Here is a 14,772-nt window from a genome sequence, read left to right on the forward strand (position 1 = left end):
CAACCGCAGGCAGCGGCTGTTTCTGTTTCTTCCTTGGCATAACCATTCCTTTCCGGGACTACGTTATGCCTCAAACACAAAAATTCGGACAGGCTCCGCGTTGATGCCCAACGCCCCGTGTATATCGATCAACCGCGCAGGGTTTCGGCGTGGCGGGGGGCGCGGTAGAAGGCGAGGATGCGGCGGACGTATTCCTGGGTCTCGGCAAACGGCGGCACGCCCTTGTAGCGCATCACGTTGCCTTCGCCGGCGTTGTAGGCGGCGGCGGCCAGGGCCACGTCGCCCTTGAACTGGGACAGCAGCACGCGCAGGTAGGCGAGGCCGCCGCGGATGTTCTGTTCCGGGTCCAGCGCGTCGCGCACGCCGAAGCGTTCGGCGGTGTCGGGGATGAGCTGCATCAGGCCCAGGGCGTTCTTGGGCGAGCGGGCGGCGGCGTCGAAGTTGGATTCGGTGCGCACGATGGCCAGCGCGAGGCGCGGGTCCACCTTGAAGCGCGGGGCGAGCTTCTGGATCAGTTGAGCGTGGCGGCGCTTGTCGGCGGGCAGGGCCTTCACGAAGCGATCGACCACTTCCTGGGGCACCACTTCGTCGGCGGCGACGGCGGCCATCATCACCGCCGGCGGCGCGCCGGTGACGAGGCAGTCGGGCAGGCGTTCGGCGCCGGGCAGCGGCACCACCAGGCTGCGGGCCTTCTCGTGGCCGCGCTGGGCGGCGATGGAGAGCAGCGTGGCGGCGATCTGGTTGTCGCGGGCAACGCCCTGCCCCATCAGGTAGAGCCGGCCGAGGCGGTACTGGCCCTCGACGCTGCCGTCGCGGGCGGCGGCGCAGTAGTGGGCGGCGGCCACGCCGGGCTGGCGCAGGCTCTCGGCCTTGAAGCCGCTCTCGAGCAGCCGCGCGAGGGCCGGCGGCTCGTCGCTCCACTCGGGGGCCTCGTCCTGCACGGCCGCCGACGCGCCGAAGGCGGCGAGACTGAACAGGGCGGACAAGGCGAAGCGGGCAAGGCGGGCAGCGGACATCGGCGGGCAGTGGATTGAAACGGTGCGCGCATGATGCCGCCGGCAATGCTGCACCGCCGTGACCAACTTGGGCATGCCGCCCGGAAAGCCGCGCTAATGACCGGCGGTTGCGATGAAATTCACAAATCCGGCGGTTTCAGCGCTGCCCGAGGGGCTGCCAGCGGTAGTCGGCCAGCGCGGCCACCGCTTCGGCCGGCGACTGGTCCGCACGCAGGCTGAAGGCGTCGAAGCCGCAGGCGTGCAGAAAGTAGAGCTGATCCCGCAGCACGTCGCCCACCGCGCGCAGCTCACCCCGGTAGCCGTGGCGCTGGCGCAGCAGCCGGGCCAGGGAGTAGCCGCGGCCGTCGGTGAAGACCGGGAAGTGGATGGCGATGAGGCTGAGGTGGACCAGATGCGGGAGCAGCGCGTCGGGGTCGTCGTCCGGCGCGAGCCACACCGCCGGGTGTTCGGGGCGGGCGAGCCAGTCGGCGAGGGGGAGGATCGCCCGCGCCGGGTCGGCCGGCGGCTCGCCGGCTTGGACGAGGCGCCAGTCGTCGGCGACGAGCAGGCCGTGCTTAATGACGTGGGACATGGCTGTCTCCATAAACCGCCTGGCGGAAGGGGTCGAGGCCGAGGCGCTCCACCGCGTCGATGAAGGGCTCGTCCTCCAGCCGGCGGGCCACGTAGGTTTCGAGCAGGCGGGCGATCACCTCGGGCACCTGCTCGGCGGCGAAGCTGGGGCCGATCACCTTGCCCAGCGCTGCCTGTGTGCCTTCGCGCCCGCCGATGGTGATCTGGAACCACTCCTGGTTGTTCTTATCGACGCCGAGGATGCCGATGTGGCCGATGTGGTGGTGGCCGCAGGCATTGACGCAGCCCGACAGGTTGAGCTCCAGCGGGCCCAGGTCGAAGAGGTAATCCAGATCGTCGAAGCGCTGCTGGATCGCCGCAGCCACCGGCAGCGAGCGGGCGTTGGCGAGGGAGCAGAAGTCGCCGCCGGGGCAGCACACCACATCCGGCAACAGGCCGATGGTGGGCGTGGCGAGGCCCAGCACGCGGGCGGCGGCCCACACCGCCGGCAGGTCGGCCCGCGCCACGTGGGGCAGCACGAGGTTCTGCTCGTGGCTCACGCGGATCTCGCCGTGGCTGTAGCGCTCGGCCAGATCGGCGATGCCGTCCATCTGGTCGGCGGTGGCGTCGCCCGGCGCGTGGCCCGGCGCCTTGAGGGACAGGGTGACGATGGCGCGGCCGGGCTGGCGATGGGCGGCGACGTTGCGGGCGAGCCAGCGGCTGTAGGCGAGCGGCTGGTCGGGCATCTCGGCGGACGGCGCGGGCGCATCGGCCGGGCCGGCGAAGAAGGCTTCCATCCGGGCAAAGTGCGCCGCGTCGATGGTGTTGGGGCCGCCGCGGCTCCACGCCCATTCGTCCTCCACTTCGGCGGCGAAGCCTTCGAGGGTCAGGTCCTTCACCAGGATCTTGATGCGCGCCTTGTACTTGTTGTCGCGCCGGCCGTGGCGGTTGTACACGCGCAGGATGGCCTCGAAGTAGTTGAGGAGCTCGGCCTGGGGCAGGAAGGCCTTGAGGCGGTGGCCGACCATCGGCGTGCGCCCGAGGCCACCGCCGACGAAGATCTCGAAGCCCCGCTGGCCATCGTCGCCGATGCGCGCGGCGGCGCCGATGTCGTGGAAGCGCAGCGCGGCGCGGTCTTCGGCGCCACCGGCGAAGGCGATCTTGAACTTGCGCGGGAGAAACTGGAACTCCGGCGCCAGCGCCGACCACTGGCGGACGATCTCGCAGGCCGGGCGCGGGTCGAAGAGTTCATCCGCGGCCACGCCGGCGAAGGGGTCGGTGGTGATGTTGCGGATGCAGTTGCCGCTGGTCTGGATCGCGTGCATCTGCACGGTGGCGAGCTCGGCGAGGATCTCCGGCGCGTCTTCGAGCCGCACCCAGTTGAACTGGATGTTGCTGCGGGTGGTGAAGTGGCCGTAGCCCTTGTCGTGGCGGCGGGCGATGTGGGCGAGCTGACGCAGCTGCCGCGCGGCCAGCGTGCCGTAGGGGATCGCCACCCGCAGCATGGGCGCGTGACGCTGGATGTAGAGGCCGTTCTGGAGGCGCAGCGGGCGGAACTCGTCCTCGCCCAGCCGGCCATCAAGAAAGCGGCTCATCTGGTCGCGGAAGCGCGCGACGCGGTCATCCACCAGTTGCTGGTCGGTTTCGTCGTAGTGGTACATGGGGTTTGCTCAGGGGAGGACGAAGGTGCTCTTTTCGACGACGCGGGTGGCGGCGTCCTGTTCGGCGGCGATCTCGAAGGCGATCGGGCGTACGGCCGCCCCGCCCTCGCCCGCCGGCACGGCCACCGTGAGCTGCACGGTGCGGATGCCGCCGGGCACGCCGGCAAAGCGCGCCGCGCCGACGATCTCGGCGCCGGCTATGCCGCTCACGGCCACACGGAAATCCCGTGGCGCTTCGGCGAGGTTCATGATCTTGAGGGTGTAGGCGTTCTCGATGCGCCCGTCGGCGGCTTCCCGCGCCAGGCTGCCCCGGTCGCGCAGTACATCGACAAGCAGCAGCGAACGGTCGGCCAGCGTCCATGCGCCCAGCCCGACGAACACCGCCAACAGCCCGCCATACACCGCCAGCCGCGGCCGGGCGGAGGTCGGCTTGCCGGCCAGCTCCAGCTCGGAGGCGAAGCGGATCAGCCCGGCGGGCTTGGCGATGCGCGTCATAACCGTGTCGCAGGCGTCGGCGCACAGGCCGCAGTTGATGCACTGGTATTGCAGGCCGTCGCGGATGTCGATGCCGGTGGGGCACACCTGCACGCAGATGCCGCAATCCACGCAGTCGCCGGCCCCCGCGCCGCCCTTGGCGCGGCGCGGTTCACCGCGGGGGGTGTCGTAGGCGACGGAGCGGGTGGTCGGGTCGAACATCACGCCCTGGAAGCGCGAGTACGGGCACATGTGCTGGCACACCGCCTCGCGGGCGAAGCCGGCCTGCAGGTACATGAAGAGCCCGTAAAAGACGACCCAGAAGCCTTCCCACGGCCCCAGCTGCCAGCCGGCGACGGCCGGGAGCAGCTCGCGGATCGGCGTGAAGTAGCCGACGAAGGTGATCCCGGTCCACGCCGCCAGCGCCAGCCACAGGCCGTGCTTGGCGCTTCGCAGGGCGAGCTTGCGGGCCGACCACGGGGCGTCGTCGAGGCGGCGTCGGGCGAGGTGGTCGCCTTCGACCTTCTCCTCGATCCACATGAAGATTGAGGTGTAAACCGTTTGCGGGCACGCGAAGCCGCAGAACAGCCGCCCCGCCACCGCGGTGACGAGAAACAGCCCGGTGGCGGCGAGGATCAGCACGATCGCCAGCAGCAGCGCGTCCTGGGGCCACAGCACCAGGCCGAAGAGGTAGAACTTCTCGTGGGCGATGTCGAAGAGCAGCGCCTGCCGCGTGGCGCCGCCGTCGTCGGTCCAGCCGAGCCAGCAGGCGCCGTAGAACACCAGCTGGGTGAGCCACACCATGGCCCAGCGCAGGCTGTTGAAACGTCCGCGGGTGGAACGGGCGTGGATCTTTCCCTTGTTGCGGTACAGCGTCACCCGCGCTGTGTGGGCCTTGCCTTGCATCGTGTGCCTCCGGACGGGGCGAATCCCCGATGGGCGAAGTAGACCACCCGCCGCCGGATAGGCACAGATTCAGAAAATCAGAAAAACAATAGGCACAGATGCGCTACAGCTGGGCCGCCACCAGCTTGCCGAGGGTTTCCACCGCCGCCAGCTGGCGCGCCGGATCGGGGTGGCCGAAGTTGAGGCGGATGCAGTGGCCGAACTCCCGCAGGGCCGAGAAGATCGGCCCGGGCGCGAGGCTGATCCCCGCCGCCAGCGCGGCCTGGTGCAGGCGCAGTGCATCCACCTGCGGCGGCAGCTCCAGCCACAGGAAGTAGCCGCCATCGGGCCGGGCGAGGCGCGTGCCGTCGGGGAAATGCGCCTCCACCGCCGCCACCAGCGCCGCCTCCTGGGCGGCGAGGCGCTGGCGCAGGCCGCGCAGGTGTTTGTCGAAGCCGCCCTGCTTGAGGTAATCCGCCAGGGCGATCTGCACCGGCACGGTGGTGGCGATGCTGCTCGCCAGCTTCTGGCGCAGGACGGCATCAGCGTAGCGCCCGGCCGCCACCCAGCCGATCCGGTAGCCCGGCGCGAGGCACTTCGAAAACGACGACACGTGCATCACGATGCCGGCCGGGTCCACGGCCTTGGAGCACAGGGGCGCGGTGTCGCCGAAGTACAGCTCGGCGTACACGTCGTCCTCGATCAGCGGCACCTGATGGCGGGTGAGGAGCGCCACCAGCTCGCGCCGGCGGGCGTCGGGCATCCGCGCGCCGGTAGGGTTGGCAAAGTTGAGCATGAACAGGCAGGCGCTTACCCGGTGGTGGCGCAGCAGCTCGGCCAGCGCCTCGATGCTGACGCCCTCCCGCGGGTGCGACGGAATCTCCGCCACCCGCAGTCCGCGCCGCTCGGCCGCCTGCAGGCCAGCGTAGAAGGTGGGCGATTCGACGGCGATCAGGTCGCCCGGCCGCGTCACCGCCTGCAGGCACAGGTTGAGCCCTTCCATCGCGCCGGAGGTGATGACGATCTCCCGCGGCGACACCTGCGCGCCGTGGCCGAGGTAGCGCAGCGCCAGCTGGCGGCGCAGCTCCTCGTTGCCGGGCGGCAGGTCGGTGATGGTGGCCCGCGGATCGAGATGCCGGGCCGCGTGGGCGAGGCAGCGGCCCAGCCGGTCGAGGGGGAACAGCTCGGGCGCCGGAAAGCTGGAACCCAGCGGCACCACGGCCGGGTCCTTCACGCTGTCGAGGATCTGGAAGATGAAGTCGCTCACCTGCAGCTCGGTGAAGTCCGGCTGCGGGCGGCTCATGGCCGGCTCGGGCAGGCGCTGGACGCGGCGGGCGCAGACAAAGTAACCGGAGCGCGGCCGCGCCTCGACGAGCCCGCGGCTCTCCAGCAGCGCGTAGGCCTGGGTCACGGTGACCGGGCTCACGTCGTGGATGCGGCAGGCCTGGCGCACCGACGGCAGACGTTCTCCCGGGCGCAGCACGCCGCTTTCGATGAGTTGCCCGGTCTGCTCGGCGAGGGTCTGGTAGCGGATCATGGGCGGATGGTAGCCGAGCCCGGCATCGATCTGCCCCGGCCGTGAACGAAAAAAGCCGGGCGGACCCGGCTTTCTTTTGGCTGCGTAGTGCGGCGATTACTGCACGCGCACTTCCACGCGGCGCGCTTCGGCAGCGTCGCCACCACCCAGGGTGATGGCCGGCTTGCGCAGGTTCACCTTGTCGGCGGGGATGCCGGCGGCGATCAGGGCGTCCTTGACGGCCAGGGCGCGGGCCTTGGCGACCTCGGCGTTGACGGCGGCACCGCCGGTTTCGTCGTGGTAGCCGGAGATCAGCACCAGCTTGGCGGGTTCTTCGTGCAGCTTGGCGACGACCTTGGCGACTTCCTCGGCGGCGTTGGCGGGCAGCTCGGCCTTGCCGGAATCGAAGTACAGCTTGATCAGGGGCTCGCCCACTTCGGCGATCTCGGGGGCCTCGACGGCGGCCACGGCAGCCGGTGCGGCTTCACGGGTCTGGCCGGTGACGTAGGAGGCAAGACCGATCACCAGGCCGATGACCAGCGCAATGACGCCAAAGAGAATGCCGAGCACGAGGTTCTGGTTGTCGTCGTCTTCCTGCATGAAAAATCCTTTCCGAGTAATGGGTTCAATTCAATCGCGCAAGTATATCGGCTTATCCGCCAAAGCCCCGCGCGTCGGAAGCGGAAAACGTTAAATAGCGTGTCTTGAATGGGTCAAGCGGATGGTCATTTCATTTACGCACCCTGCAGCCGTCCACAACCATCGTCGCCGTACAGAAAACGAGCAGCACCGCGAAACCGCCCACGATCAGCGCACCGTCGGCCGCCACCGTGACCGGTGTCGCCAGCAGCTTGGCGGCGTATTTGCCCGGCGGCGTCACCTCCCGGATGCTCACCTCGTAGGGGCGTGCGAACGCAACGTCGTCGGGCACCTGCACGCCCACCGCGCTGAAGCGACGGCCTTCCAGATCGACGCGTTCGTACATCTTCTGGTGGGACTCCACCTCCCTGAAGCCCGCCTTAAGCAGGAACGCCCGCTGCGCGGCGTCGAGGCTGGCGCTCTTGGCCGACAGGTAGAGCGCCCCTTTGACCTTGTCCCCGTCGGCAGAGAATGTATGGCTGAGGTTCGCCTCCAGCAAGGGCCGCCCTTCCCAGGTCAGTAGCTTCAGGAGCACCGACGACGACGGGAAGAAATAGTGGTAGTTGTCGCCCAGCACGACCAGCTCGCTGCCGTCGCCGGTGACCGTGAAGCTGCGGATGGTGTCCTTGGAATATTGGTCTTCCATCCAGGCCGAGGTGACGCAACCCAGCTGGGCAATACACAACAGCAGCGCGATCAGGCGCTTGACGACGACGGGCATGGGATGACCGGGATTAGTTGATCAGAATAATGCTGAATATAATTTCAGCGCTATTGAAAGTCAATCGGCATTCACTGCCCTGCCCCGCAAAAACAGAAGGCCCGCATCGCTGCGGGCCTTCCGGGCAAACACGGTCAAACGATCGTCATGCCTTCACGAAAGTGATCTTCCGGTCGGCGCAATCCACCTTGATGGTGTCCTTGGCGGCAAACTGCCCTTCGAGGATGCGCTTGGCGAGCGGGTTCTCGATGTGCTCCTGGATCGCCCGCTTGAGCGGCCGGGCGCCGAACACCGGGTCGAAGCCGGCGCTGGCGAGCTCCATCAAGGCCGCGTCGCTCACGTCCAGGTGCATGTCGAGCCGCGCCAGGCGCTTCTCGAGATAAGCCAGCTGGATGCGCGCGATGGACGCGATGTGCTTCTCGTCGAGCGCGTGGAAGACCACCACCTCGTCGATCCGGTTGATGAACTCCGGCCGGAAGTAGGTCTTCACCTCGGCCATCACCGCAAGCTTGATGACCTGATAATCATCGCCGGACATCTGCTGGATCATCTGGCTGCCGAGGTTGCTGGTCATCACGATCACGGTGTTCTTGAAGTCCACCGTGCGGCCCTGGCCGTCGGTCATGCGACCGTCGTCGAGCACCTGCAGGAGCACGTTGAAGACGTCCGGGTGGGCCTTCTCCACCTCGTCGAAGAGGATCACCGAGTACGGCTTGCGACGCACCTGCTCGGTGAGGTAACCGCCCTCCTCGTAGCCTACATAGCCCGGAGGCGCGCCGATCAGGCGAGCCACCGAATGCTTCTCCATGAACTCGCTCATGTCGATGCGGATGAGGTGATCCTCGGCATCGAACATGAACTCGGCCAGCGCCTTGCACAGCTCGGTCTTGCCCACGCCCGTGGGGCCGAGGAACAGGAAGGAGCCATAGGGCCGGTTCTCGTCCGACAGGCCGGCGCGGGAGCGGCGGATGGCGTCGGCCACCAGGCGCACGGCCTCGTCCTGGCCCACCACGCGCTGGTGCAGCTTGTCTTCCATGTGCAGCAGCTTCTCGCGCTCGCCCTGCATCATCTTCGACACCGGGATGCCGGTGGCGCGGCTCACCACCTCGGCGATCTCCTCGGCGCCCACCTGGGTGCGCAGCAGCTTGTTGGCCGGCCTGGCGTCGCCGCCGGCTTCGGCCTTCTTGAGCTGCGCCTCGAGCTGGGGCAGCTTGCCGTACTGCAGCTCTGCCACCTTCTCGAGCTTGCCTTCACGCTGCAGGCGGGCGATGTCGGCCTTCAGGTGGTCGATCTCTTCCTTGATCTGGGCCGAGCCCTGCACCGCGGATTTCTCGGCCTTCCAGATTTCTTCCAGATCCGAGTATTCCTTCTTGATCCGGGCGATCTCTTCCTCGATCAGCGCCAGGCGCTTTTGCGAGGCTTCGTCCTTCTCCTTCTGCACCGCCAGCTGCTCGATCTCCAGCTGGATGCGGCGGCGTTCGAGCTTGTCCATCACCTCGGGCTTGGAGTCGATCTCCATCTTGATACGCGCGGCGGCCTCGTCGATCAGGTCGATGGCCTTGTCGGGCAGGAAGCGGTCGGTGATGTAACGGTGCGACAGCTCGGCCGCGGCGACGATGGCCGGGTCGGTGATGTCCACGCCGTGGTGGAGCTCGTACTTCTCCTGCAGGCCGCGGAGGATGGCGATGGTCGATTCGACCGACGGCTCATCCACCAGCACCTTCTGGAAGCGGCGCTCCAGTGCGGCGTCCTTCTCGATGTACTTGCGGTACTCGTCCAGGGTGGTGGCGCCGATGCAGTGGAGTTCGCCGCGGGCCAGCGCGGGCTTGAGCATGTTGCCGGCGTCGATGGCGCCTTCGGCCTTGCCGGCGCCCACCATGGTGTGGATTTCGTCGATGAACAGGATGATCCGGCCTTCGTCCTTGGCGATGTCGTTCAGCACCGCCTTCAGGCGCTCCTCGAACTCGCCGCGATACTTGGCGCCGGCCAGCAGCCCCGCCATGTCGAGCACCAGCACGCGCTTGCCCTTCAGCGTCTCGGGCACTTCGCCATTGATGATGCGCTGGGCGAGGCCTTCGACGATGGCCGTCTTGCCCACGCCCGGCTCGCCGATCAGCACCGGGTTGTTCTTGGTGCGACGCTGGAGGATCTGGATCGCCCGGCGGATCTCGTCGTCGCGGCCGATCACCGGGTCGAGCTTGCCCTGGCGGGCGCGGTCGGTCAGATCGACGCAATATTTCTTCAGCGCCTCGCGCTGGCTCTCGGCGTCGGCGCTGCCCACGTTCTGGCCGCCGCGCACGGCGTCGATGGCCTGCTCCAGCGCCTTCTTGGTGAGGCCGTGTTCCTTCAGCAGGCGGCCGGTCTCGCCCTTGTCGTCGGCCAGGGCCAGCAGGAACATCTCGCTGGCGATGAACTCATCGCCGCGCTGCTGGGCAGCCTTGTCGGTGAGGTTGAGCAGGTTGCCCAAGTCACGCCCGACGGACACCTCGCCGCCGTGGCCCTGCACCTTGGGCAGACGATCGAGCGCCTTGACGAGCGCCGTCTTGAGCGCCGCGCCATTCACGCCGGCCCGCTGCAGGAGCGAAGCAGTGCTGCCGTCGTCCTGGTTGAGCAGCGCCAGCAGCAGGTGCTGGGGCTCGATGAATTGCTGGTCGTTGCCCACCGCGAGGCTCTGGGCATCGGAAAGGGCTTGCTGGAATTTGGTGGTGAACTTGTCGTAGCGCATAGGGCCTCCGGATTTCTGTCTTCGGCATAGATGAGGGAGACCCGTCGGACTTCAAGATGGCACCATTTATTTCTGTCTGAATGCCATGCGCCTGCTATACCAAAACCTGGGCATGCAAAAGAACTACTCAAACAGGGAGAAAACCATGAAGAGCGTGAAAAGGCGCATCGCGACGGTGCTGTCTGCGGGCGCGCTGCTGCTCATCCAGAGCTTCGGCGCCGCAGCCTACGAATGCGAGATGGACATCACGGTGCGGCCGGCGAGCGGCAGCACCGCCACTCGGTCGGCCCAGGATCTGTTCGTCTTTCTCGACGGCACAGGTAACGCTTCCGATTCCCGCACCAACGTGTGGCGACTCCATGAACTGCTGCTCGCCAATCGCAAGGACGGCTTTGCCGCCGCCTATATTCCGGGCGTCGGCTCTACCACCAACCCGATCTTCGGCAACGTGCTGGGGCACGGCATGGAGCGCCGGATGCGCTGCGGCTACGCCTTTCTGGGCGAGCAGTACCAGGCCGGTGACCGCATCTTCATCTTCGGCTTCAGCCGGGGCGCCCACGCGGCTCGTAACCTTGCCGGGCAGATTGCCTACGCCGGAATAGCGCCGAAGGAAGGCGACCGCGACAGCCAACTCAAACACGCCAACGCGATCCAGGAGATCGTCAAGGACCAGGCCGACGACGATCACGCCGCAGCCTGGACGAACTGGAAACCCGGCGCTCCTCCGCCGCTGGCCGCCAGGATCGACCGGCGCCTCAAGCTGCAGATGCAGGGCGCAGAGGTCACCCTACTGGGCGTGTGGGACACCGTGCCCGGCTCGGCCTTCGTCGACTATGGCGTGTGCAAGGAAAAACCCAACCGCAAGAAGGGTGACCGCTACAAGACCGGCAGCTACCCGCCCGTCCGCCACATCGCCCACGCGATGTCGCTGGACGAAAAGCGCAGCCGCTTCCATCCGCTGCTCCTGTGCCCGGCCTACAACGCCGAACTCACCAAGCTGGAGCAGGAATGGTTCCCCGGCGCCCATGCCGATGTGGGCGGCGGCTACGAAGGCGAAACGGGGCTGCCCGACATTTCCCTGGGCTGGATGATCAACCGGCTGGCGAGCTACGGCGTCGATGTCGGCCCGGCCCCGACGGGCGCCCCCAAGGCCCTGGCTCACTGGTCCATTGGCGACGCCCCCGCCAACGCCGGCAGCAAATGTGAAGACCGGGTGCGCCCTACGGAAGACATCCAATCCCCCGCCGTGGCGGCGCGCAGTGCCGCAGGGCCCGTCCCCCTGCGGGTGCACGGCAAGGTCGAGACGCGGGCCTACCCCTCACGCTGTGCGGATATCAGGAAGCGCTGAAGCCTGCCGAGGGTCACAACCATGTTCCAGCACTTCCGCCGCAACGGCGCAGCCCGGCTGCCGATGTGGATCGCCGGCCTGATCCTGTCCGCCCAGGCCCAGGCTGGCGACCTGATCGACATGAGCTCGCCGCCCGCCCCCGCCCGGGCCAGCGTCGCCCGGATGACACCTGAAGACTGCTATCCCTGGAACGGCAAGGCCCGCAACGACAACTGCCGCCACCACTTCGAGGTGGCCGAGCGGTTTGCCCATTACGCGCTGATGGCTGCCGACACCTACAGGGCCTTCGACCGCAAGGACTGGATCAAGGCGCGCCGGCAAGCCAGGGGGCTGGCGGATCTGCCTGCCGATCCGGGCGACGCCCCCGACGGCCTCGACCAGCCCCAGACCGAAGACTGGAAGCAGGACATCCTGGCCCGCTTTGGCGACCGGGCGTTCAGGGACAAAAAAGTCGGCGCCATCAACTTCCACACCGACTGCGACCCGGCCAACGACGCAAAGGTCGCCATTCCACTGCTGATCCCCGGCTGGGAAAGGCTCTACGATTTCGACCGGATTCCCCGCGCCCTCGGCTACCACTTTTTCGTGCCCGATCTGCTCATCGAGGTGTGGGCGCGGGACTACCGGGTGGCCAAGGCCGCCGGCGAGACCTCCCCCCGCACCGAATACGCCATCGTGTTCCGCGGCACCCAGGGCAGCGGCGGCTGGTGGTCTAACCTGCGCTTCCTGACCGCCCTGCTGCCGCTCTTCCATGACCAGTACAGCCAGGCGGCGCGCACCTATCCGCGCCTGCTGGAGCAGGTCCAGATCCGCGAGGAGGAGCTCCGGGAGCACGACCCAGGCCGCCCCCCCCAGCCCCGCATCACTCTGGTCGGTCACTCCCTCGGCGCGGGGCTGGCGTTTTACACGGCCTTTCGCAATCCGGGCGTCCACAAGATCATCGGCTTCAACCCGACGCCGGTGAGCGGCTTCTTCGCAACCGATCATGCGCGGCGAGACCACAACCTCAAAAGCGTGGAGTCCGCCCATCTGATCTTCGAAGACGCCGACATCCTGCATTACATGAACGAATGCCGGAACGGCGATCCCCTGGCCCCCGGCGTCACCGCCCGCCTCCAGTGCCACGAGGTCAACCTATCCGGCAACAACATCTTCAAGCAGCACGAGATCGGCCCGATGGCCTGCCGGCTCGCCGCCCTGCGTTACACCTCGCTCAACTTCAAGGCGCTGTCCAGCCTGCCTTACGAAGGCCCGGCGCCCGCCCGTTCGCCGTGATGCCCGCTCCCCGCTACCCCACCCGAATCCGCTCCCCATACCCCGTCATCTCCAGATAGCCCCGCCCCACCTCGCGGCCATCGGCCAGCAGGCGCACCGCGCCTTCCCAATACACCGCGCCGGTGGAGCGGCGGCTGTCGAGTTCCTGGTCGTCGATGAGGGGTTGCAGTTCGAACACCCGGCCCGCCACCGTCAGCCGCCAGGCCAAGGGGTAGCGGATGCCGGTGCGGGGCGAGCGCCAGTCACGCAGGGGTTCGAAGCGCACATCGGCGGGCGTGAGGATGCGCGCCGTGCCGTCCGCCATGCGCCAGCTGGCTGCGGACCACATCGGCCTGCCATCCTGCCCGCGCATCCGGAAGGCCATCAGCCCGCTGCCGTCGTCCAGATTGGCGCCCAGCCAGTCCCAACCCTGGGCGCCTTCCGGCATCAGCTCGCTGGACCACTCGTGATCCAGCCAGGCCTTGCCCGTCACCGGCTGGCTGCGCCCATCCAGCGTCACCGTGCCGCTCACCGCCAGCTGGGGCCGGCTGTAGTAGTAGCTGGCGTGGCGCGGATCGGCCGCCTTGGCCGAGAAGCCGGCCTTGCCGTTGAGCAGCGGCGGGCCGTCGGGCAGCAGATCGAGCGCGTAGGCGAAATCCGCCGCGCGCACCTCCGCCCGGTAGCGCCCATCATCCAGCGCAAAGCGCCAGTCGCCGCACCACACGGCCGTACGCTCCGTCTCGAAGCCGGCGCGACCGAAGCCCACCCGGGCCGAGCGCTCGTCATGGCGCAGGCGCCCCAGCTGCGGGTCGGCGATTGCCGCGTGGGCCATCACCAGCTGACGCGGCGCAAAGGCGCTGGGGCTGCCCTCCCCCACGCCGGTACGCACCCGGAAGAAGGTCACCTGAAAACCCAGCGGACGCCCATCCGGCAGCGCCAGCCAGCCGGTGGCATACCACCACTCGGTGCGGAAATCCGGATGGGCGCCGTGATCGGCCGGAAACACCAGCCGCCGGCCGGGGAGCACCGGGGCAAAGTCCGCCGCCCACGCCGCCCCCCAACCAGGCAGGGTCGCCAGCGCCAGCAGCAGGCGACGGCGCATCGCATGGGGGTTTGCACCGTGCTTCATGCCAGGCCTCCAGCGTCGGGCAGGCCTGTTGCAGCGGGGTGGACAGACCGGCCCCTTCCCGGGCGTGGATGCCTGGCGCCCGCCTGCATCGCCAAAGCCCATCGCGCTGCGATTGCAGTTCCGAACTGCACCGTTGCAGTTCCGAGCTCCACCATTGCTGCAAAAAGCATCAATACCGGAGCTCGAAGCTCGGCAAATGCACTTGATAAGTGCATCGTTGCAGCAAAAAGCAGCAATGGTCGAGCTCCGAACTCCGGCGCCGATGCTTTTTTCAGCATCGTTGAAGTTCCGAACTCGGGTGTTGCACTTAAAAAGTGCACGCATGCAGTGCTGCGCTGCATGGCCCCGGCTTTTCGCTGCGCCAGCCCCATCACCAATCCTCCCGCACCGCCAGCACCGCGTCCTGACGCATCGCCTGCCGCCCGGCGAGCACCGCCGCGCCCGCCCCCAGGGCCACCAGCCCGGCGCCGAACACCGCCAGCGACAGCCACGGCACGTGCAGGTCCATGCTCCAGTGAAAGCTCTGGCGATTGACCACCTCGATCAGCACCAACCCGATGGCGCCGCCCACGGCCAGCCCGGCGAGCACGCCCACGCCAGCCGCCAGCGCGCCCTCCTGGGCCAGCATCCAGCCGATCTGGCGGCGGGTCAGGCCCAGATGGCGGAGCATCCCGAACTCCCGCCGCCGGGCCGCTGCCAGCGCCGCAAAGCTCGCCGCCACGCCGGCAAGACCAATCGCCACGGCCACCGCCTCCAGCAGATAGGTGACCGCAAACGTGCGGTCGAAGATGCGCAGGCTGATGGCGCGGATCTCGCCCGGCCGGGCCACCTCCAGCACCCCGGCCGGCGCGGTGG

At 68.1% G+C, this 14,772-nt stretch carries 13 protein-coding genes; 2 read left to right on the top strand and 11 right to left on the bottom strand.

Annotated features, from left to right (window positions below; genetic code table 11):
- Positions 1–128: 128 nt before the first annotated feature.
- The 8 genes from QQK25_RS20235 to clpB all read right to left on the bottom strand — a co-directional run bounded on the left by QQK25_RS20235 (position 129) and on the right by clpB (position 10,186).
- Positions 129–1,016, bottom strand: coding sequence for a transglycosylase SLT domain-containing protein (locus tag QQK25_RS20235; protein WP_284189581.1), 888 nt, complete (start codon positions 1,014–1,016; stop codon positions 129–131).
- Positions 1,017–1,152: 136 nt separating this feature from the next.
- Positions 1,153–1,587 carry a DUF934 domain-containing protein gene (locus tag QQK25_RS20240; RefSeq protein WP_284189582.1) on the bottom strand — a complete coding sequence of 145 codons (435 nt, stop codon included), beginning with the start codon at positions 1,585–1,587 and terminating at the stop codon, positions 1,153–1,155.
- Positions 1,571–3,226, bottom strand: coding sequence for a nitrite/sulfite reductase (locus tag QQK25_RS20245; protein WP_284189583.1), 1,656 nt, complete (start codon positions 3,224–3,226; stop codon positions 1,571–1,573). Before QQK25_RS20245 ends, QQK25_RS20240 begins: the two co-directional genes overlap by 17 nt.
- Before the next feature lie 9 nt (positions 3,227–3,235).
- Positions 3,236–4,606 carry a cytochrome c oxidase accessory protein CcoG gene (gene ccoG, locus QQK25_RS20250; protein ID WP_284189584.1) on the bottom strand — a complete coding sequence of 457 codons (1,371 nt, stop codon included), beginning with the start codon at positions 4,604–4,606 and terminating at the stop codon, positions 3,236–3,238.
- A gap of 103 nt (positions 4,607–4,709) precedes the next feature.
- A complete protein-coding gene (locus tag QQK25_RS20255; RefSeq protein WP_284189585.1) occupies positions 4,710–6,122 on the bottom strand; it encodes an aminotransferase-like domain-containing protein in 1,413 nt (470 codons plus the stop codon).
- 96 nt (positions 6,123–6,218) lie between these two features.
- Positions 6,219–6,701 carry an OmpA family protein gene (locus QQK25_RS20260; RefSeq protein ID WP_284189586.1) on the bottom strand — a complete coding sequence of 161 codons (483 nt, stop codon included), beginning with the start codon at positions 6,699–6,701 and terminating at the stop codon, positions 6,219–6,221.
- Positions 6,702–6,831: 130 nt separating this feature from the next.
- The gene (locus tag QQK25_RS20265; protein WP_284189587.1) at positions 6,832–7,461 is read right to left on the bottom strand and encodes a hypothetical protein; all 630 of its coding nucleotides are present in this window, start codon (positions 7,459–7,461) and stop codon (positions 6,832–6,834) included.
- A gap of 145 nt (positions 7,462–7,606) precedes the next feature.
- Positions 7,607–10,186 (bottom strand): ATP-dependent chaperone ClpB, encoded by a 2,580-nt coding sequence (gene clpB, locus QQK25_RS20270; RefSeq protein WP_284189588.1) that lies wholly within the window; start codon positions 10,184–10,186, stop codon positions 7,607–7,609.
- A 145-nt stretch (positions 10,187–10,331) separates the two neighbouring features.
- Between clpB and QQK25_RS20275 the strand changes: the two genes are divergently transcribed.
- Complete coding sequence (locus tag QQK25_RS20275; RefSeq protein WP_284189589.1) at positions 10,332–11,534, top strand: phospholipase effector Tle1 domain-containing protein; 1,203 nt, start codon at positions 10,332–10,334, stop codon at positions 11,532–11,534.
- A gap of 21 nt (positions 11,535–11,555) precedes the next feature.
- Complete coding sequence (locus tag QQK25_RS20280) at positions 11,556–12,809, top strand: lipase family protein (RefSeq protein ID WP_284189590.1); 1,254 nt, start codon at positions 11,556–11,558, stop codon at positions 12,807–12,809.
- A gap of 13 nt (positions 12,810–12,822) precedes the next feature.
- Here the strand turns inward: QQK25_RS20280 and QQK25_RS20285 are convergent, their stop codons facing one another.
- From QQK25_RS20285 to QQK25_RS20295, 3 genes are all read right to left on the bottom strand, one after another.
- Complete coding sequence (locus tag QQK25_RS20285; protein WP_284189591.1) at positions 12,823–13,917, bottom strand: lipocalin-like domain-containing protein; 1,095 nt, start codon at positions 13,915–13,917, stop codon at positions 12,823–12,825.
- On the bottom strand, positions 13,914–14,288 hold the full coding sequence (locus QQK25_RS20290) for a hypothetical protein (protein ID WP_284189592.1): 375 nt from the start codon (positions 14,286–14,288) through the stop codon (positions 13,914–13,916). Before QQK25_RS20290 ends, QQK25_RS20285 begins: the two co-directional genes overlap by 4 nt.
- Positions 14,288–14,772, bottom strand: a 485-nt coding sequence (locus QQK25_RS20295; protein ID WP_284189593.1) for an FtsX-like permease family protein, incomplete at its 5' end; no start/stop codon positions are given. The genes QQK25_RS20290 and QQK25_RS20295, both read right to left, overlap by 1 nt.

Source organism: Zoogloea oryzae, from assembly GCF_030161255.1.
Lineage (GTDB): Bacteria > Pseudomonadota > Gammaproteobacteria > Burkholderiales > Rhodocyclaceae > Zoogloea > Zoogloea oryzae.